At 65.0% G+C, this 17699-nt stretch carries 16 protein-coding genes; 8 read left to right on the top strand and 8 right to left on the bottom strand.

Annotated elements, in window-relative coordinates; all coding sequences use genetic code 11:
* The first annotated feature begins 72 nt into the window (after positions 1-72).
* Entirely contained in the window at positions 73-1017 is a 945-nt protein-coding gene (locus tag KZ491_RS00575; protein WP_222563946.1) for a DMT family transporter, read from the top strand.
* Positions 1018-1025: 8 nt separating this feature from the next.
* Here the strand turns inward: KZ491_RS00575 and dbpA are convergent, their stop codons facing one another.
* Positions 1026-2420 (bottom strand): ATP-dependent RNA helicase DbpA, encoded by a 1395-nt coding sequence (gene dbpA / locus KZ491_RS00570; RefSeq protein WP_222563945.1) that lies wholly within the window; start codon positions 2418-2420, stop codon positions 1026-1028.
* A gap of 123 nt (positions 2421-2543) precedes the next feature.
* Here dbpA and KZ491_RS00565 point away from each other — a divergent pair, with 123 nt between their 5' ends.
* On the top strand, positions 2544-2774 hold the full coding sequence (locus tag KZ491_RS00565) for an RNA-binding S4 domain-containing protein (protein ID WP_222563944.1): 231 nt from the start codon (positions 2544-2546) through the stop codon (positions 2772-2774).
* 62 nt (positions 2775-2836) lie between these two features.
* Here KZ491_RS00565 and KZ491_RS00560 read toward each other — a convergent pair whose 3' ends face one another.
* Together KZ491_RS00560 and KZ491_RS00555 are read right to left on the bottom strand one after the other, a co-directional pair.
* On the bottom strand, positions 2837-3508 hold the full coding sequence (locus tag KZ491_RS00560) for a BON domain-containing protein (RefSeq protein ID WP_222563943.1): 672 nt from the start codon (positions 3506-3508) through the stop codon (positions 2837-2839).
* A 113-nt stretch (positions 3509-3621) separates the two neighbouring features.
* The gene (locus tag KZ491_RS00555; protein WP_222563942.1) at positions 3622-4704 is read right to left on the bottom strand and encodes a COG3904 family protein; all 1083 of its coding nucleotides are present in this window, start codon (positions 4702-4704) and stop codon (positions 3622-3624) included.
* A gap of 107 nt (positions 4705-4811) precedes the next feature.
* Here KZ491_RS00555 and KZ491_RS00550 point away from each other — a divergent pair, with 107 nt between their 5' ends.
* From KZ491_RS00550 to upp, 3 genes are all read left to right on the top strand, one after another.
* Positions 4812-5105 carry a GIY-YIG nuclease family protein gene (locus KZ491_RS00550; protein ID WP_222563941.1) on the top strand — a complete coding sequence of 98 codons (294 nt, stop codon included), beginning with the start codon at positions 4812-4814 and terminating at the stop codon, positions 5103-5105.
* A 76-nt stretch (positions 5106-5181) separates the two neighbouring features.
* Positions 5182-5355, top strand: coding sequence for a DUF1328 domain-containing protein (locus tag KZ491_RS00545; RefSeq protein ID WP_043957803.1), 174 nt, complete (start codon positions 5182-5184; stop codon positions 5353-5355).
* Between the two features lie 194 nt (positions 5356-5549).
* Positions 5550-6185 carry a uracil phosphoribosyltransferase gene (upp, locus tag KZ491_RS00540; protein WP_222563940.1) on the top strand — a complete coding sequence of 212 codons (636 nt, stop codon included), beginning with the start codon at positions 5550-5552 and terminating at the stop codon, positions 6183-6185.
* Positions 6186-6216: 31 nt separating this feature from the next.
* On the opposite strand, the gene KZ491_RS00535 is transcribed toward upp, so the two are convergent.
* Both KZ491_RS00535 and KZ491_RS00530 read right to left on the bottom strand, forming a co-directional pair.
* Positions 6217-8118 carry an esterase/lipase family protein gene (locus KZ491_RS00535; protein ID WP_222564666.1) on the bottom strand — a complete coding sequence of 634 codons (1902 nt, stop codon included), beginning with the start codon at positions 8116-8118 and terminating at the stop codon, positions 6217-6219.
* 86 nt (positions 8119-8204) lie between these two features.
* Positions 8205-9257, bottom strand: coding sequence for an Lnb N-terminal periplasmic domain-containing protein (locus tag KZ491_RS00530; RefSeq protein WP_222563939.1), 1053 nt, complete (start codon positions 9255-9257; stop codon positions 8205-8207).
* Between the two features lie 253 nt (positions 9258-9510).
* Here KZ491_RS00530 and htpG point away from each other — a divergent pair, with 253 nt between their 5' ends.
* The 3 genes from htpG (at position 9511) to KZ491_RS00515 (ending at position 15375) form a co-directional block, all read left to right on the top strand.
* Complete coding sequence (gene htpG / locus KZ491_RS00525; RefSeq protein ID WP_222563938.1) at positions 9511-11421, top strand: molecular chaperone HtpG; 1911 nt, start codon at positions 9511-9513, stop codon at positions 11419-11421.
* 222 nt (positions 11422-11643) lie between these two features.
* Positions 11644-13251 (top strand): peptide chain release factor 3, encoded by a 1608-nt coding sequence (locus tag KZ491_RS00520; RefSeq protein ID WP_222563937.1) that lies wholly within the window; start codon positions 11644-11646, stop codon positions 13249-13251.
* Positions 13252-13371: 120 nt separating this feature from the next.
* The gene (locus KZ491_RS00515) at positions 13372-15375 is read left to right on the top strand and encodes an AsmA family protein (protein ID WP_222563936.1); all 2004 of its coding nucleotides are present in this window, start codon (positions 13372-13374) and stop codon (positions 15373-15375) included.
* Positions 15376-15411: 36 nt separating this feature from the next.
* Here KZ491_RS00515 and KZ491_RS00510 read toward each other — a convergent pair whose 3' ends face one another.
* The 3 genes from KZ491_RS00510 to mtgA all read right to left on the bottom strand — a co-directional run bounded on the left by KZ491_RS00510 (position 15412) and on the right by mtgA (position 17670).
* Complete coding sequence (locus tag KZ491_RS00510; RefSeq protein ID WP_222563935.1) at positions 15412-15840, bottom strand: CBS domain-containing protein; 429 nt, start codon at positions 15838-15840, stop codon at positions 15412-15414.
* A complete protein-coding gene (locus tag KZ491_RS00505) occupies positions 15800-16843 on the bottom strand; it encodes a glycosyltransferase family 2 protein (protein WP_222563934.1) in 1044 nt (347 codons plus the stop codon). Before KZ491_RS00505 ends, KZ491_RS00510 begins: the two co-directional genes overlap by 41 nt.
* A 68-nt stretch (positions 16844-16911) precedes the next feature.
* Positions 16912-17670 carry a monofunctional biosynthetic peptidoglycan transglycosylase gene (gene mtgA, locus KZ491_RS00500; protein ID WP_222564665.1) on the bottom strand — a complete coding sequence of 253 codons (759 nt, stop codon included), beginning with the start codon at positions 17668-17670 and terminating at the stop codon, positions 16912-16914.
* Positions 17671-17699: the final 29 nt, after the last annotated feature.

Genomic DNA, 17699 nt, shown 5'->3' with positions numbered 1-17699 from the left:
TCCGCAAGGAGATAACACTCGCCTTTGCGGAGCTCCATTGCGCACAATGCACGGCTGATACGGCCGAACGCGATGACCCCGACCAACAAAGCCTTTGTGCAGATCCATTTTTGCGTGGTGTTGTGGGGATTCACGGCCATCCTCGGCAAGGTGATCACCCTGGCTGCGCTGCCGCTGGTGTGGTGGCGGATGTTGATGGTGACCGCAGCGCTGGCGCTGGTGCCCCGGGTCTGGCGCGGACTGCGTGCAATGCCCGCACGATTGCTCTGGGCCTACGCCGGCATCGGCGTGCTAGTGGCACTGCACTGGCTGACCTTCTACGCCGCGATCAAACTGTCCAACGCCTCCATCGGCGCGACCTGCATCGCACTGGCCACCGTGTTCACCGCGCTGGTGGAGCCGTGGCTGGCGCGCAGCCGATTCTCGCGGCGCGACTTCATGCTCGGCGTGGCCGTTCTCCCCGGAGTGGCGCTGGTCGTTGGCGGAGTGCCAGACGGCATGCGCATCGGCATTGTTGTGGGTGCCGTATCTGCGCTGCTGGTGGCGCTGTTTGGTTCGCTGAACAAGCGTCTGGTCGAGCACGCCGATCCGCTGACGGTGACCGCGCTGGAACTGGGTGCGGGAACCCTGGCCCTGACATTGCTGGCGCCCGTGCTTCCCTACGTCCTGCCGGTGCTCGGCAATACCGACCTGCTGACGCTGCCCGGCGCGCGCGACATCGGCTGGTTGCTGGTGCTGGCCTTGGGCTGCACGCTGTTGCCGTTCGCCCTGTCGCTGGCGGCCCTGCGCCACATGAGCGCGTTCTCGGCGCAGCTGGCAGTGAACCTGGAACCGGTCTACGCCATTGCGCTCGCCATCGTGCTGCTGGGCGAGCAGCACGAGTTGAGCCTGCAGTTCTACCTCGGCGTGGCGATCATCCTGGTCGCGGTCTTCATCTACCCGCTGCTGGGCAAGCCGCGTCGCGGTGGACACCCGGAGATGCTCGCGACCGCGGAGTCGAAGACCGTCGTCGAGTAACCGGCCAGTCAGATGCGCTGGATACGGAAGCGCCGGTTCTTGATCTTGCCTTCGCGCAACCGCGCGAGCGCAGCGTCGGCTTTGCCTCGCGCGACGGCAACGTAGGAGCGTCTCGCGAACACGTCGATCTTGCCGATTGCCGAGGCCGGCAGACCAGCATCCCCGGTCAGCGCGCCGACGATATCGCCCGGACGCAGCTTGTCGGTCTTGCCGCCGTCGATGCGCAAGGTGACCATCGCCGCGGGGACGACACCGGTGGCCTTGCCCGCAAGCGGCGTTGCGCGCACCCACTCCAGCGGCGTGCCGGTATGCAGGGCAATCATCTCCGCACGCGACACCTCGGCCGGCGCACAAAGGCTCAGCGCCAGTCCTTCGCGGCCCGCGCGGCCGGTCCGCCCGATCCGGTGCACGTAGGTGTCCGCGTCGGTCGGCAGCTCGTAATTGACGACCGCGGCCAGATCCTCGACATCCAGCCCACGCGCGGCCACATCACTGGCGACCAGGACGCTGCAGCTGCGATTGGCGAAGCGCAGCAGGATCTCGTCGCGGTCGCGCTGCTCCATGTCGCCGTGCAGTGCAAGTGCCGTGAAACCGTAATGGGCGAGCGATTCGACGACCTCCTCGGTGTCACGGCGCATGTTGCAGAACACCACGCACGACTCCGGACGGAACTGCAGCAGCAGCGCCGCCAACAGCGGCGTCTTGCGTCCCGGCTCGACTTCGTAGAACAACTGGCGGATGCGGGTCGGGCTTTCCGACGATTCGACAGTCACCTGGACCGGATTGCGAAGCATCGCCCCGGCCAGCGCGCGAATCCCCTCAGGAAACGTCGCCGAGAACATCAGGCCCTGCCGATCCGCGGGAAGCTTGCCGACGATTTCGCGTATCTGGTCCTCGAAGCCCATATCCAGCATGCGGTCCGCCTCATCCAGCACCAGCGTGTGGACTCCGCGCAGGTGCAGCGCCTTCTTGCGCAGCAGCTCCTGGATCCGGCCCGGAGTGCCGACCACCACCTGGGGATCGTGCGTGGCCAGCGACGCCAGTTGCGGCGCCAGCGGCATGCCACCGCACAGCACCGACAGCTTCAGGTTTGGAATGCCCAGCGCCAGCTTCCGCAGTTGCCTGCCCACCTGGTCGGCGAGCTCGCGGGTCGGACAGAGCACCAGCGCCTGGGTCTGGATTCGACCGGCATCGACCCGGCTGAGGACACCCAGCCCGAACGCGGCGGTCTTGCCGCTGCCGGTCGGCGCTTGGGCAATGACGTCACGCCCCTCCAGTATTGCCGGCAAGGCCTGGGCCTGTACGGGAGTGAGCTGGGTGTAGCCCAGTGCCTCGGCGCCTTGCAAAAGTGAGGCGGAGAGATTGAGCGTTGCGAAGGAGTTGTGCGAGTCGGTGCTGGTCATTGCGCCATGATCGCAGGTTGCACGCCCGCATCCGCGTTTTTGCATGTCCTGCGGCAGCGGCATTCGACTTGCGTCCCCGGCAAGCCGCTGCGACCCTGAGCGCCCCCGCAATGGTCTGGCGCGATGCAATCACTGGAGTTCGAACTGGAGGACGGCCACGAGTACGTGGAGCTCAACCAGCTGTTGAAGCTGGTTGGCGTCTGCGACAGCGGCGGCATCGGCAAACAGATCGTCGCCAGTGGCGTAGTTTCCGTGGACGGCAAAACCGAGCTACGCAAGACCTGCAAGATCCGACCCGGCCAGATGGTCAGTCTGGACGGGGTCGAGGTTCGCGTCGTAGCCGCAGGAGTGTGAGCGCATCGGAGCCCGACGCCCCGATTTCAGTTATCCGCTGGAGATGCCTCAGGCGTCAGACCTCAGGCCTCCGGATCGGGCAGCGTGGTGTCACCCGCGGAGACACCCTCCGTAGGCCGTTCCGCCAAGGGGACATGGATCTTGTTCTCTACGTTGCGCACTCCCTCGCATTCCGCCGCCATATCTTCGATCCGGTGCTTCATCCATCGCTCGCGAACCGTGCCGGTCAAGGTGACCACGCCGCCGGAGACGTTGACCGAGACGTCGCTGGGATCGACATGCCTGCAGCGCGTCAGGCTTTCGCACAGATCCTCGGTGATCCGCTGGTCCGAACGGGTGTAGTTTTTCGGGCCAACACCGCGATAGCTCGAACGGCCGAAGGTCTGGTTGCCCGGCGGAAGGTAATCCGACTCCTCGCCGGCGCCCGTGTCCCGGAACGGCGACTGGGTCCTTCCCGGCGCGGCGTAGCCGGCGTCACCCGTTTCGTCGAGAAAACTGTCTGGACCAGCGCCCGCCCTTCCCTCCCAGCGGTGGCGACGACCATGCGGCCCACGGCCACGCGGATCACCGGCGGTAGGCGCACCTTCGCGTTCGCCCATGTCGGCCGAGGCGGCCACCACCTGGTTTCTCTGCATTTCCAGCCAGCGGCGACCGATGCGCATGTAACCCGCGCCCAGTTCGGCCACGTCCTGGGCCATGGACTTAAGATCATCTCCGACATTCTTGCCTGTCATGACAGACCTCCTTTTTCACCAGCGCCGGCGGCACCTTTGATCACGACCATGCTCGCCGCGGCATTAAGAAGACGTGGGCAATCAGCAATCGCGCCCAGACCGGGCACGCGCGTTCAGCTGTGCGAGGTATCGCTGCGACCGCGCAGCGGTACATTGACCGCGGAATCAAATTCCGACATCGGGCTCTGCAGCGGGCACTGCGCGTCGGGGAAACCGAAGCGCTCGCGCAACTTGAGCCCGCACTCGCCCATCGTGCCGACCTCTTCGCCGGGTGTCTGGCACTCGCGGTCAAATGCGCGGAAGAAGGCGTCCTTTCGCTGAACAAAATCTGCGCCGCAGCGCCGGGTCAACTCGATGCGCTGGAGGTCGTCCTCCGCCGCGTTGCGCCCTTCCAGCCCGTACAGGTCCATCTCCTGGGCAGTGAGCAGGCGCAGGCTGCGGTTGGGCACCGTCATCATAAGGTCGGCGACGGCGAAAGCCACGCCGTTGCGCTGCAGGTACTCGCGCACGTCGGCATGGACGGCCTGAAGCTCCTCCTGCAGCTCGGCCCGGGAGGTGGCCTTGGAGCTGATCCGGATCATCCGGTGGATGCCGACCTTGCCGGCAATCAGGCGCATGTCACCGGCAGCGAGGATCAGCACGCAGGAGCTGTGGCAAACCGCGCCCTCGCGTACCCAGATCGTCCATTGCGAGGCGCCGATCATGTCGCCGGAGCGGATCGCCTCCTCGATCTGACCGCCGGTGGAGTCGATATCGAGGATCCGCTTGTGGATTCCCAGCGTGTTGGCCACCTCGACGGTGCGCTCGATAAGGGCGGTGAACTCGGCCGAGATCTTGCCCTCGTAGCGAAGGCGCATCAGGCCACCCGCACCACACGGTTCCAGCGCTGCGCGGATCTCGGTATAACCCGGCGAGGACAGCTGCACACCTTCGCCATTGGCGTACTCGTGGTCGCAACTGATCCAGGCCTGCCCGCCTTCAAGCGCCACGGGCTGCCAGTCGACCGTCGAGCGGTCGATGGTGGCCGTGGCGTATGGCTCGCTTGCGACGACCTCGGCGTCCGATACCGCCCCACCGCGCGAGTCCACCCGCGTCTGGATGACGTCGCCACTTGTACTTACCCCAGCCGGCTGTGGTTTGCAGGCAGAAAGGATCAGCACGAGGCAGAAGGCAGCGATTCGCCAGGGCGAGTGCATGTAGGGGACCGCAGGGCTTATGAGCCATCAGTCTAGGGCTGCAGGGCAGCGATCGCCTCAACCGCGGATGAACATTCGTTCTCCGGCCGCGCCGCTACACTGGTGCCATGGCCTGGTATGTCTATCTGCTGGAGTGCCGCAACGGCAGCGTGTACACGGGTATCACGACCGATATCCCGCGCCGCTATGCGCAACACGTCGCGGGAAAGGGCGCGCGCTACACGCGATCGAACCCACCCGTCCGACTGCTCGCGCAGTTCCCGTGCCCTGACCGCAGCAGCGCCAGTCGCGCCGAGTGGGCCATCAAGCGGTTGGCGCCGGCAGCCAAGCGCGCGCTTTGTAACGCAGGGCCGGATGATGGCGTCCCGCTGTTCACCTGCATCGCACATCGGGATGGGTAGCGTTGGTTCCAGGAGCGACGGTACCGGCCACGACGGCCGATTCACCGGAATCGCTCGACGACAAGGAGACCATCCAATGATCAAGTGGGCCATCATTTTCGCCGTCATCGGCCTCATTGCAGGCGTGCTCGGCTTCGGCGGCATGGCCGGCGCTGCCATGGGCATCGCCAAGTTCCTGTTCATCGCCGCCATCGTGATTGCGGTTGTTTTGTTCCTGCTCGGCATGACTGTTTACAAGAAGGTCAGATAGCACATTGGCGCCCCGCACGAAGCGGGCCGCTTGACGAACCACCAGACGCCCGGGCAAACCCGGGCGTTTTTCTGCGCGCGCCAGGCGGTCCCGCCTGCCTCGGTCGCCTTGGACCGCGCGGCATGGCTCGCCAGTCCTGGATGGCCCTTCGTGGTTTGGGCCACACTTGCAACAATCCCGCCACTGGTCCGTACATGAAGATTGTTGAAGTCCGCCATCCGCTGGTGCAGCACAAGCTCGGGTTGATGCGCCGCGCCGACAACAGCACCAAGTCCTTCCGCGAGCTGTCCTCGGAAGTTGCGACCCTGCTGACCTATGAGGCAACGGCGGACCTGGAGACCGAGGCGGTCGAGATTGACGGCTGGGCCGGAACATCGCTCACGGTGCGGCGTATCAAGGGCCGCAAGATCACCCTGGTGCCCATCCTGCGTGCCGGTATCGGCATGCTGCCGGGCGTGCTCGAACTGATCCCCGCCGCGAAGGTCAGCGTGGTCGGCATGGCGCGCGACGAAGAGACACTCGGCGCGGTGGCCTATTACGAGAAGCTGGTCGGCAACATGCACGACCGTACCGCGTTGATCCTTGATCCGATGCTGGCCACCGGCGGCACCCTCATCGCGACGGTGGACATGCTCAAGGCTGCCGGTGCCACCCGCATCAAGGGGCTGTTCCTGGTCGCGGCACCGGAGGGACTGCGGGCGGCCGAAGCCGCACACCCTGACCTTGAGATCTACACCGCATCGATCGACGACCGCCTCAACCAGCGCGGCTACATCCTGCCGGGGTTGGGGGATGCGGGCGACAAGATCTTCGGTACCTGCGCGGACTGACCGGCGCTGCCCATGGGTCGCGCCCATCGCCTCAGTGTTTCTCGAGAGCCTCCTCATGGAGGATGCGCCGGATCTCCAGGATCGCCTGCGGTGTCTCCTGCACGCTGTGCCAGGACGGGACCACCTTCTCGGACTCCGCGCCCGCAAGATGCGCGCTGCGGTAAGGCACCACGCCATCGCTTGATTCGATCAAAGGCAGGCTCATGTCGTCCTGCCCGACGATGGTGTGGTACCGGACCCGTGGTGAGATCGGCAGATCCGCGGCCGCACGAACGAAGGGATCGGTATCGCGCAGGTTGTCGATGCTGTTGGGGATGTTCCGGGCGACGCTCGCATCTTCGCCCTGCCCTTCCGCCAGATCCTGCAGCACCTCGCCAAACTGCTCCAGCAAGGTAACCGGCAACCGGACCAGACGCCCGATCAAGCGTCCGATGCGGCCACTGGCAACCGGAGTTCCACGATGCGGGGCGGCAATGAAGATCGCCCGGTCGACGTTGGGCAACGGCTCAAAATGCAGCATCGCCTGCAAGCGTTGACGCAGGCGTGCGCCGCGCTCGCCCTCGAGTCGGCGCTTGTCCAGCAATGTGTCAGACAGATGGTCGCCGCTGGTGGAGACCAGCAGTCGGGCAATGACGCCGCCCATGCTGTGGCCGACCAGCACCATGTGCTGCGACGCCGGTGCGTGTCCGTCCGGATCGAATTGGGCGAGCGTGTCGGTGACCAGCTTGCGGATCTGCGCCTGGTTCCAGACGATCGGCATGTTGGTCGGGTAATAGACCTGCCAGATCTGATACTGCTCGCGCAGTAGCTGATCGCCGGTCAGCTCGTTGGCCACGTTGACCCACGCCTCCGGGCTGCTGCCCAGCCCGTGCAGCATCAGCACGATCCGACGCTGAGGATCGTAGGGCTGCATGAGGTAGAGGTGCGGGCGATCGATGCCGCGCTCGCGCCCCAGCATCGATCGCAGCGCCTGGTCGGCGAAGCCGGAGCGCGCCAGCCACAGGCCGTAGCCGGCAGTGAAATTCGCCGCCAGCGGGATCGTCTGGCCACCAATGTCGATCCCGGTCACCCGGAAGGGATCGTGCGGCTCGACCACGGCGCGATGCGTGTGCAGCACCTGCTCCAGATCCTCCCCCGCAAAGCGCACCAGCACCGACACCGGCGCGAACGGCATCTCGCTGAACCCCGGCGCTTGGCGCGGATGTCCAGACGGGCGGATGCCCTGTGTTCCCCCCTCCGATCCGGCAGATACAGCCATCGGCGCAACCACATCACCCAGCACTTGCGCCGGGACTTCGGCGACCATCTCGGCCCCGAAGCCGTCGCGCCGGTAGGTGCTGCGCAGTCCGGCAAAACGCAAAGTGGACGCCGGCACCATGGCCTCAACCTGAGTGGTGTGGCCGGGCAGCCGCAGGCCTTCGTCGTCCATCTCGATCCGCCACTCGCCCACCGTGGCGGCCACCTGCGGTCCGAATGTGACGCCGCCATCCGCCTTCCAGCGCGCAAACAGCTGCGTGACGATCTGCTGCACGGCGTAGTTGTAGTAGTCGCGGACCTGCGTCTGGCGATCCTCGAACACACGCTCGCCCGGGCTGCGCTCGGTGAAGAACAGGTAGGCGTAGGCATTGCGTGCCGCCTCCAGCCAGGCCATCAACGCGGCCTCGTCAATGACCTGGGGATCCTTGGGCGTCAGCCCGATCGCGCGTTGGGTCCAGATCTCCGCCAAGGCCGAGATCCGGCGCTCATCCTCCAGGCCTTTTATCTGCTCAAGCCGCTGCGCGCACTCCGGTACGTCCTTGGCGCACTCATCCGGCTCGATCCCTGCCACGCGCAGGGTTTCCTGGCTGACATCGCCGAGTTTTCCGGAGCTGAGAATGTCGCCACGCTTCATGGCGATGTAGTCGCGCGGCCCCAGCGAGGTGACCTTGACCATCGCGCAACCGCCGATCGACAGCACCAGTGCGACGGCAACGATCACCTGCGCGGTGCGACCCTTCCAGTTGAGTGGGGTCGAATCGCTCACGGGGCACGCTCCGAATCGCCCGCATCGTCCATGCCGGGTATGCCCTCGCGGATACGAATGGAGAAATCCGCTGCGTCGTCAGCGGCGCGTGCGCGCTCGGTAATGCGTCCGCGCGTCTTCAACGTCTGCATGGTATGGCCTGGCACCAGTGCGTTGTGGTCGTAGGCATAGCCGTCAAAATAGCCCGACAGCAGCAACCGGTAGTCCAGCGGCAAGCCCGGAGCGATCTGCCGGGCGAGGTCGAACACGATCGTGGTGCAGTTGCTGGTCAGCGTGTTGTAGAACGCGGGCCTGCGCTGCAACCCGGCGGCCTGTTGCAGGTACCCGCGAAACACCTGCCGCAATTGTGCCGGAGGGATATCAAGGCGGTAGAGGTACACATCCTCGCCGCGGACGTTGCTGCGCACACGGACGATATCGCGCTCGTCGGCTGCCACGATCACTTGCTCGAACTTGCGGAAGAACCCGCCCAGCGCCGAGAACGACTCGTCGCGCTCCTTGCGGATCTCCAGCGAGAACACCACCCGGCTTCCGTCCTCAAAGCCGAACGACACCAGTGTGTGCGCGATCGGCGGCCCCATCCAGTAGGACATCACCATGTCGGCGGACACCAGCTGCGACAGGTCGTATCCGCGGGTCTCCCAGCGCGGGGTGTAATCGCTCTGGGTGCGCCATTCGAAGTTGCGTACGTTGTGCAGCGTTACCCGGTCTCCGACCACCTCCGAGGCCAGCAATCGGGACACGTCATCGGCCCAGTCGCGGTCCTGTTGCGGAGCCAATGAGAGCCAGCTTCCCAGCAGCAGGGCGAAACCGGCCGCGAACACGGCCAGCAGCGTCCGGGCGGCGCCGCGGGTCCACGCTGCAGGACGACACGTTACGGAAAGTGTGGCCAGACCGAGTGTCGCCCAGGCGGCGACCAGCAGGCCGCGCATCGCCGGAGCCAGGTGCCACGGATACCAAAGCGCAAGTGCGCCCCACGCGGTTGCGGCAAACAGCAGCAGACCGAGTGCAATCCGCCTAGCACGGGACCGGTGGGCGGGAAGCGTCATGCCATGACCCGACCATCACGGTGGGGTCGTCGACCGGTCAGACATCCATCACGGTGGCGGAGATTCATCGACGCCCTGTGGTTTGCGTGGCAGCAGGGGTGAGCGCACACGATACGCTCTGCTCAAATTGGCTTCATCCCGCTTTGCCATCGTCATAAGCATGCGGGGAACAATGCGACGGGCTTGATTTACGGCGCGCGCCGCCCCAGTTGGAGAGGCAGTCAATCGTTATTGCGCCAAGGGACAGCCACGCATGAGCACTACGACAGAAACCCGAAAATTCGAAGCCGAAGTCGCCCAGGTCCTGCACCTGGTGACGCACTCGCTCTACTCGCACAAGGAAATCTTCCTGCGCGAGCTGATCTCCAACGCCTCCGACGCCTGCGACAAGTTGCGCTTCGAGGCGATCGCCAATCCGGAACTGGGAATCGGTGACGGCGACCTGCACATCGACATCACCTGGGACAAGGACGCCCGCACCATCACCATCGCCGACAACGGTATCGGCATGAGCCGCGATGAGATCGTGGCCAACATCGGCACCATCGCCAGCTCGGGCACGCGCCGGTTCCTGGAAGCCATGGGCAGCGAGCAGAAGGCCGATGCACGACTGATCGGTCAGTTCGGCGTGGGCTTCTATTCCGCCTATGTGGTCGCCGACAAGGTGACTGTCCTCAGCCGCCGGGCCGGCGCACCGGCCAGCGAGGGCGTGAAGTGGGAGAGCGACGGAAAGGGGGAATACACCCTGGAGACGGTCGAGCTGCCCGAGCGTGGCACCGCGGTGACCCTGCACCTGAAAGCCGATGAGGACGAATTTCTCGCCGACTGGAAGCTGCGCTCGCTGATCAACCGCTATTCGGACCATGTTGCCTTCCCGATCCGGATGCAGAAACCGGCCGCCGTCGCTGGCGATGACGACTCGGACGAAGCCAACAAGAGCGATGACGCAGCGCCCGAATGGGAAACCATCAACGCCGCCTCCGCGCTTTGGACCAAGCCCAGGAACGAGATCAGCGACGAGGACTACCAGAGCTTCTACAAGTCGCTCGGCCACGACTTCAACGACGCGCTGGCCTGGACCCACAACCGCGTGGAAGGCAGCCAGAGCTTCACCACCCTGCTCTACCTGCCCTCGCAGCCGCCGTTCGACTTGATGATGGGCGGACGCGATGAGCGCAAGGGTCTGAAGCTCTACATCAAGCGCGTATTCGTCATGGACGCCGCCGAGGAACTGCTGCCCAACTACCTGCGCTTCGTGCGTGGCGTGATCGATGCCGACGACCTCCCGCTCAACGTCAGCCGCGAGATCCTGCAGCAGAACCGCCAGTTGGACCGGATCAAGTCGGCCTGCGTGAAGCGCGTGCTCGACCTGATCGAGACCCTCGCCCGCGACGAACCGGAAAAGTTCGCCACCTTCTACAAGGCGTTTGGCAACACCCTCAAGGAAGGCATCGGCGAGGACCACGCCAACCGCGAGCGCATCGCCAAATTGCTGCGCTTTGCCTCCACCAAGGGCGAGGCCGGCAAGCAGGTCGTATCCCTGGACGACTACATCGCCCGCATGGCGACCGGCCAGGACACCATCTGGTACATCACCGCTGAGAGTCACGCGGCCGCATTCGGCAGCCCGCAACTGGAGGCTTTCAAGGCCAAGGACATCGAAGTGCTTTTGATGTCCGACCGCATCGACGAATGGATGCTGGGTTCGCTCAACGAATACGATGGCAAGAAGCTGCAGAACGTCGCCAAGGGCGAACTGCCGCTGGACGAGGCCGACAAGGCCAAGCAGGAAGAAGCCGCCAAGGCGGCCGAGCCGCTGGTCACGCGTCTGAAGACCCTGCTGGGCGATCGCGTCAGCGACGTCCGCGTGTCGGCACGTCTGACCGACTCGCCGTCCTGTCTGGCGCTTGCGGACTTCGACATGGCCCCGCACTTCGCCCGGATGCTGCGTGAAGCCGGCCAGCAGATGCCCGAGAGCAAGCCGACCCTGGAGATCAACCCGGAGCACGCGCTGTTGAAACGCGTCGAGGCGGAAACGGACGACGCCAAGGCCGCTGATCTTGCGACGCTGCTGCTGGAACAGGCCGAGATCGCCGCCGGCGCTCCGCTGCCCGACCCCGCCGCGTTTGTGCAGCGGATGAACCGGGTCTTGACCGCGAGCTGAGGAAAACCGCTGAAAGGCGAATCTGCGAAACGCCCGGAGCGCCCCGCCTTGTGCGGGGCGTTTTTATAAACAACAAGATGAGATTGGCATCGACGGCAGCCGGAAACTCAGGTCACAAGCAGCTGACTGGAGCAGGATGGCTACCGACTGCTGGCAGCGCAGCCCCGTGACCTATAATTGCCGGCTTTCCGCTCTGTCGGCGCGCCCGTGCGCGCCAAGTCCATGTCCGACGCATCCAAATCCGACGTATCCAAGCAGGCGCTGCGCCGCCGCACCTTCGCGATCATTTCGCACCCCGATGCCGGCAAGACCACGCTGACCGAAAAGCTGTTGCTGTTCGGCGGCGCGATCCAGATGGCCGGCTCGGTGAAAGGCCGCAAGGCCGCCCGCCACGCCACCTCGGACTGGATGAAGCTGGAACAGGAGCGCGGCATCTCGGTGACCAGCTCGGTGATGCAGTTCCCGTACGACGGGCGCATCGTCAATCTGCTCGACACCCCCGGCCACGCCGACTTCGGCGAGGACACCTACCGGGTGCTGACCGCGGTCGACTCGGCCTTGATGGTGATCGACGTGGCCAAGGGCGTGGAGGAGCGCACGATCAAGCTGATGGAGGTCTGCCGGCTGCGCAACACGCCGATCATGACCTTCATCAACAAGCTCGACCGCGAGGGCAAGGACCCGATCGAGCTGCTGGATGAGGTTGAGAGCGTTCTGGACATTCAGTGCGCGCCGGTCACATGGCCGATCGGCATGGGCAAGCGCCTGAAAGGCGTCGTCCACCTGCTGACCGGCGAGGTGCACCTGTATGAACCCGGTCGCAATTTCACCCGCCAGGATTCGACCATCTTCAAGTCGATCGATGATCCGACCTTCGAGCAGCGCATCGGTACCGCGGTGTTGGCGGAACTGCGCGACGAGCTGGAGCTGGTGCAGGGCGCCAGCCATCCGTTCGATCTCGAGAAATACCTCTCCGGCGAGCAGACGCCCGTGTTCTTTGGCTCGGCGGTCAACAACTTCGGCGTCCAGCTGCTGCTGGACTTCTTCGTCAAGAACGCGCCGGCACCGCAGCCGCGCGCGACCACCACGCGCGACGTGGATCCGACGGAGGACAAGCTGACCGGCTTCGTGTTCAAGATCCAGGCCAACATGGACCCGCAGCACCGCGACCGCGTGGCGTTCATGCGCGTGTGCTCGGGCAAGTTCACCGCCGGCATGAAGGCCTTCCATGTACGCACCGGCAAGGAGCTCAAGCTGGCCAACGCGTTGACGTTCATGGCCAGCGACCGCGAAATCGCCGAGACGGCCTACTCAGGCGACGTGCTGGGCATCCACAACCACGGCACGGTATCCATCGGCGACAGCTTCACCGAAGGCGAGTCGCTCACCTTCACCGGCATTCCCAACTTTGCTCCCGAGCTGTTCCGGCGCGCGCGTCTGCGCGATCCGCTCAAGCTCAAGCAACTGCAGAAAGGGTTGGCCCAGCTCAGCGAAGAAGGCGCGACCCAGTTCTTCCGCCCGCTGATGAGCAACGACCTGATCCTGGGCGCGGTCGGCGTACTGCAGTTCGAGGTGGTCGCCTACCGGCTGAAGGCCGAATACGGCGTCGATGCGATTTTCGAGCCGGTGAGCATCTCCACGACACGCTGGATCCGCTGCGCCAGCGAACGCAAGCTGGAGGAGTTCCGCGACAAGAACGCCAGCCATCTCGCGCTCGACGCCGCCGATCAGCTGGTCTACCTCGCGCCCACCCGGGTCAACCTGCAACTGGCTCAGGAGCGCGCCCCGGACGTGGAGTTCCTGGCCACCCGCGAGCAGGCCCACACCTGATCGCACCGGTGCGAGGGCGCTGAGTGCAACGCACTGGCTGAACCGGGGCGGGGTCAATTCACCGGCGTTTTACCCAGGGGTGCGGATGGTTGGGCTATTCAACGCCATCCGACCTTCTCCATGCCCGAGTCACGTCACGCCAACCCGCCCGATTCCGGCTCCGCTCCCAACGGTGCGCCAGGGTCGACCGAGTGGTGGCAGCAGCCCGGACGCCACCCATGGTGGACGGCGCTCGCGGTGGTTGTGCTGGGCCTGATCGTTCTGGTGGCGTTGTGGGACTGGAACTGGTTCAAGGGACCTGTCGAACGCCAGGTTGAGAACCGTACCGGGCGCGCGTTCCGGATCAATGGCGATCTGGACGTGGATCTTGGCTGGACACCGACCATCCGCGCCGATGACGTGCACTTCGCCAACGCCCGATGGGCGCGTGATCCGGAGATGGCCAGTGCGAAGCAGCTGGAGCTCTCGATCGACCTGCTACGCCTGCTGCGCGGCAAGGTGCGCATTCCCCACCTGCGCCTGGCGCAACCGCATGTATCCCTGGAAGCCAATCCCGAAGGCGGCGGCAACTGGCAGCTGCGCAACAGCGGCGGCGGTGACAGCAAACTCGAGTTTCGCCGCGTTTGGATCTCCCGGGGCGAGCTGGTGTTTCTCGACGCGGCGGACAAAACCGACATCAAGGTGGACGTGACCAGCGCGGCGGCCACGGAGGCCGGCAACGCCCCTCCCATCAAAGTGAAAGGCGGCGGCCAGTGGCGGGGCAACGAGTTCACCGTGGAAGGCACGGCGGAGTCACCGCTGGAGCTGCGCGACATCGATTCGCCCTACCAGATCGACGCACGCGCACAGGCAGGCGCCACCAAGGCCCATGCGCGCGGAACGCTGCTCGACCCCCTGCGCATGCGCGATTTCGATCTGCAGCTGAACCTGGCAGGCAAGAACCTGGACGACCTGTATCCGCTGATCGGGGTCGCCTTGCCACCGACCCCACCGTACACGCTGGAGGGTCGCCTGACCCGCGACATCCAAGGCTCCAACACCACGTGGCACTACGACAAGTTCAGCGGAACGGTGGGCGACAGCGATCTTGCCGGCAGCGCAGCCTTCACCACCGGCGGCGATCCCCCGCGCTTGTCGGCAGACCTCCATTCCAAACGGCTGGACTTCGATGACCTCGCCGGCCTCATTGGCGGTGCACCGCAAACCGGTCCCGGAGAAACCAGCAACCCGGAACTGACGGCGAAAGCCGCCGCGATGAAAGCCAGCCAGCGCGTGCTGCCCGACACTCCCTACAAATTGGAGAAGATGCGGTCGATGGACGCCGATGTGAGCCTCAAGGCCGATCGGATCAATGCACCCTCGCTGCCGCTGGACAACATGGACACGCACCTGTCCCTGGAATCCGGACTGCTCGTGCTCGACCCACTCGATTTCGGCGTGGCGGGCGGAAAAATCCACTCAACGGTGCGGATGAACGCACGCGAGTCGGACATCCGGACGCGTGCAAACATGCAAGTGCGAGGGCTCGACCTCTCCAGGTTGCTGCCCAAGGTGGAGTCATTGCAGAACGCCATCGGCAAGGTCTCCGGCCACGTCGATCTGGCAGGTCATGGCAACTCGATCGCCGCGATGCTGGGCAGCAGCGACGGTCAGGTCGACATCGGCATGGGAAGCGGCCACATCAGCAACATGCTCATGGAAATGGCCGGCATCGACATCGCCGAGATCATCAAGTTCAAGCTGACCGGCGATCGGCTGATCCCGATCCGCTGCGCGTTCGGCGAGTTCAAGGTCACCGACGGCACCATGACCGCCGGTGCGTTCGCCTTTGACACCACCGACACGATCCTCATCGGCGAGGGCACCATCGACCTGAAAAACGAGCAGCTGGATCTGGTCATCCGGCCGCGACCCAAGGATCGCAGCATCCTCGCCTTCCGCTCGCCGTTGCTGGTGGACGGCAGCTTCAAGCACCCCAGCGTGCGGCCGGACCTCAAAAGCGTGGGCTTGCGCGGCGCCATCGCGCTGGCGCTGGGTAGCATCGCGCCGCCGGCGGCATTGCTGGCCACCCTTGAGCTCGGCCCGGGTGAAAACGCGGGGTGCGGCGGTCAGTACGCCAAGTAGGCACGGCCGCCCAAACGCGACAGCCGGCGGCACATATCAGCTTTCGATGTAGCGCTGCATCTGCACCAGCTCCTGTTGCTGGTCCTCGATCACGGCCTTCACCAGGTCGCCGATCGACACCACCCCCAGCACCTTGCCGTTGACCACGACGGGCAGGTGGCGGATGCGTTGATCGGTCACCAGTGCCATGCAGTGTTCCGCGGAATCCTCCAGACCGACGGTGCGCGGGTCGGCGGTCATCACCTCGGAGACAGCGGTAGTCTTCGAAGAGCGTCCCTGCAGAATGATCTTGCGGGCGTAGTCCCGCTCCGAAATGATCCCGACCAGCTGGCCATCCTTGATGACCAGCAGCGCCCCGATCCGCTTCTCGGCCATCAGCCGGATCGCATCGATCATCGGCGCGTCGGGAGTGATCGAATAAATCTCAGGGGATTTGGCTTCCAGCAGATGCCTCACGTTGCGCATGGCGCTCTCCTTTGATATCGGGTGCCTGATCCGAGCATACCCCCGCCGCCGGCCGCCAGGCATCCACCAGATAGAGGGGCCGCTGCTTGGACTCCTCATACAGGCGGCCGAGGTATTCCCCGATCAGTCCCAGCGCGATCAACTGTACGCCGCCGAGGAACAGGATCACCGCCATCATGGTCGGCCAGCCCTGCACCGCGTCCCCCCACAGCAGGGCTTTGCCGATCACCCATGACCCATAGCCGAACGCCAGCAACGCCGTCGCCAGGCCGAGGTAGGTCGCCAGCCGCAGGGGCGCCGTGGAAAAACTGGTGATGCCTTCCAGCGCGAGATTCCACAGACGCCAGAAATTGAACTTGGTCTGCCCCGCCGCACGCGGCCCCCGGTGATACGGCAGCGCGATGCGGTTGAACCCCACCCAGCCAAACAGGCCTTTCATGAAGCGGTGGCGTTCGCGCATTTGCCCGAGTGCTTCCAGCGCGCGCGGTGACAGCAGGCGGAAGTCTCCGGTGTCTGCCGGCACGGGTGTTTTGGACAGGCGCCCCATCACCCGATAGAAAGTGTGGGCCGTGGCTCGCTTCAACCAGCCCTCGCCCTCCCGAACCAGACGCGTGCCATGGACGTCGTCATAGCCTTCCAGCCAGAGGGCGACGAACTGCGACGCCAGTTCCGGTGGGTCCTGGCCGTCGGCATCGAGGATCAGGGCCGCCCCACGGACCACGCGGTCCAGACCTGCGGTCAGCGCCAGCTCCTTGCCGAAATTGCGCGATAGTCGCAACAGCGAGACGCGGTCGTCGAGCGCCGCCAGTTCCTGCATCACCGCCCAGGTCCCGTCGCTGCTGCCATCGTCAACGTAAAGGATGCCCCCGCGGATACCGTGGTCGTTCGATACGGCGTGCAGCGCCTTGATCAGGCGCGGTTGCAGCAGCGGCAGACTGTCCGCCTCGTTGAAGGCGGCCACGACCAGGGTGAGGTGGTTGTCGGCGACGGCGGGGCGGGTCATCACAGCATGGTAGCTGACGCCCGATTGCTCAATGTGCGTCTGCGGCTGGTAACTCCGGTGGCCGCGCCTCACTCGAACTGATCGAGATAGGATTGGCCGCCAATCTGTCGCATCTGCCGCTGGATCTGTCCGGTCCGACGCTGCACATAAGGTCCAGGCCGGTCTACGCTGTAACGCTTGGGGCTGGGCAACACCGCCGCCAGGCGTGCGGACTCCGCCGCTGACAGCTGGCCTGCATCTTTGCCGAAATACCTCTGCGCGGCAGCCTGCGCACCGTAGACGCCGTCGCCGAACTCGGCCACGTTAACATACACCTCGATGATCCGCGCCTTGGGCCACATCAGCTCGACCAGCGCGGTGTACCAGGCCTCCAACCCCTTGCGGACCCAACTGCGGCCGCTCCACAGGAACAGGTTTTTCGCGGTCTGCTGGCTGATCGTACTGGCACCTCGCAAACGGCCGCCTTCCTCGTGCGTCTTGCGCGCTTTGCGGATCGCTTCCAGATCGAAACCATGGTGATCGGCAAAACGCTGGTCTTCGGACGCGATCACCGCCAATGGAAGGTTTGACGATATCCGGCCGCGATCCCGCCACTCGTAGGCGAGGCGGAAATCGGTCTCGCCGTGGGTCCAGGCCGAAATCTGCCGCGCCACCATGAAAGCACTGGTCGGTGGATCAACAAAGCGCAGCGTGCCGACCTGGACCACACTGCCGAGCACCAGCAACAGCGGTAGCCCGAGCATCCATCGCAACCACCCGTGCTTGCGTGGCCGGGATGCACGTTGGTGCCCCGCATTCTGCTGTTCGTCGTCTTGCGCCGTGCTCATCACGCCCCCACCTTGAACGGTCAACCCGA

Source organism: Novilysobacter antarcticus, assembly GCF_019802285.1.
In the GTDB taxonomy this organism is placed as follows: domain Bacteria; phylum Pseudomonadota; class Gammaproteobacteria; order Xanthomonadales; family Xanthomonadaceae; genus Novilysobacter; species Novilysobacter antarcticus.
The sequence above is the reverse complement of the archived record's forward strand: the minus strand, read 5'-3'. Positions and strand labels throughout refer to the sequence as shown.

Coding starts and splice junctions, on each gene's coding strand:
- KZ491_RS00520 (WP_222563937.1), top strand. CDS start 11,644: ATGTCCGACGCATCCAAATCCGACGTATCCAAGCAGGCGCTGCGCCGC.
- dbpA (WP_222563945.1), bottom strand. CDS start 2,420: ATGACCAGCACCGACTCGCACAACTCCTTCGCAACGCTCAATCTCTCC.
- upp (WP_222563940.1), top strand. CDS start 5,550: ATGAAGATTGTTGAAGTCCGCCATCCGCTGGTGCAGCACAAGCTCGGG.
- KZ491_RS00510 (WP_222563935.1), bottom strand. CDS start 15,840: ATGCGCAACGTGAGGCATCTGCTGGAAGCCAAATCCCCTGAGATTTAT.
- htpG (WP_222563938.1), top strand. CDS start 9,511: ATGAGCACTACGACAGAAACCCGAAAATTCGAAGCCGAAGTCGCCCAG.
- KZ491_RS00575 (WP_222563946.1), top strand. CDS start 73: ATGACCCCGACCAACAAAGCCTTTGTGCAGATCCATTTTTGCGTGGTG.
- KZ491_RS00535 (WP_222564666.1), bottom strand. CDS start 8,118: ATGGTCAAGGTCACCTCGCTGGGGCCGCGCGACTACATCGCCATGAAG.
- KZ491_RS00545 (WP_043957803.1), top strand. CDS start 5,182: ATGATCAAGTGGGCCATCATTTTCGCCGTCATCGGCCTCATTGCAGGC.
- KZ491_RS00560 (WP_222563943.1), bottom strand. CDS start 3,508: ATGACAGGCAAGAATGTCGGAGATGATCTTAAGTCCATGGCCCAGGAC.
- KZ491_RS00505 (WP_222563934.1), bottom strand. CDS start 16,843: ATGACCCGCCCCGCCGTCGCCGACAACCACCTCACCCTGGTCGTGGCC.
- KZ491_RS00550 (WP_222563941.1), top strand. CDS start 4,812: ATGGCCTGGTATGTCTATCTGCTGGAGTGCCGCAACGGCAGCGTGTAC.
- mtgA (WP_222564665.1), bottom strand. CDS start 17,670: ATGAGCACGGCGCAAGACGACGAACAGCAGAATGCGGGGCACCAACGT.
- KZ491_RS00515 (WP_222563936.1), top strand. CDS start 13,372: ATGCCCGAGTCACGTCACGCCAACCCGCCCGATTCCGGCTCCGCTCCC.
- KZ491_RS00565 (WP_222563944.1), top strand. CDS start 2,544: ATGCAATCACTGGAGTTCGAACTGGAGGACGGCCACGAGTACGTGGAG.
- KZ491_RS00555 (WP_222563942.1), bottom strand. CDS start 4,704: ATGCACTCGCCCTGGCGAATCGCTGCCTTCTGCCTCGTGCTGATCCTT.
- KZ491_RS00530 (WP_222563939.1), bottom strand. CDS start 9,257: ATGACGCTTCCCGCCCACCGGTCCCGTGCTAGGCGGATTGCACTCGGT.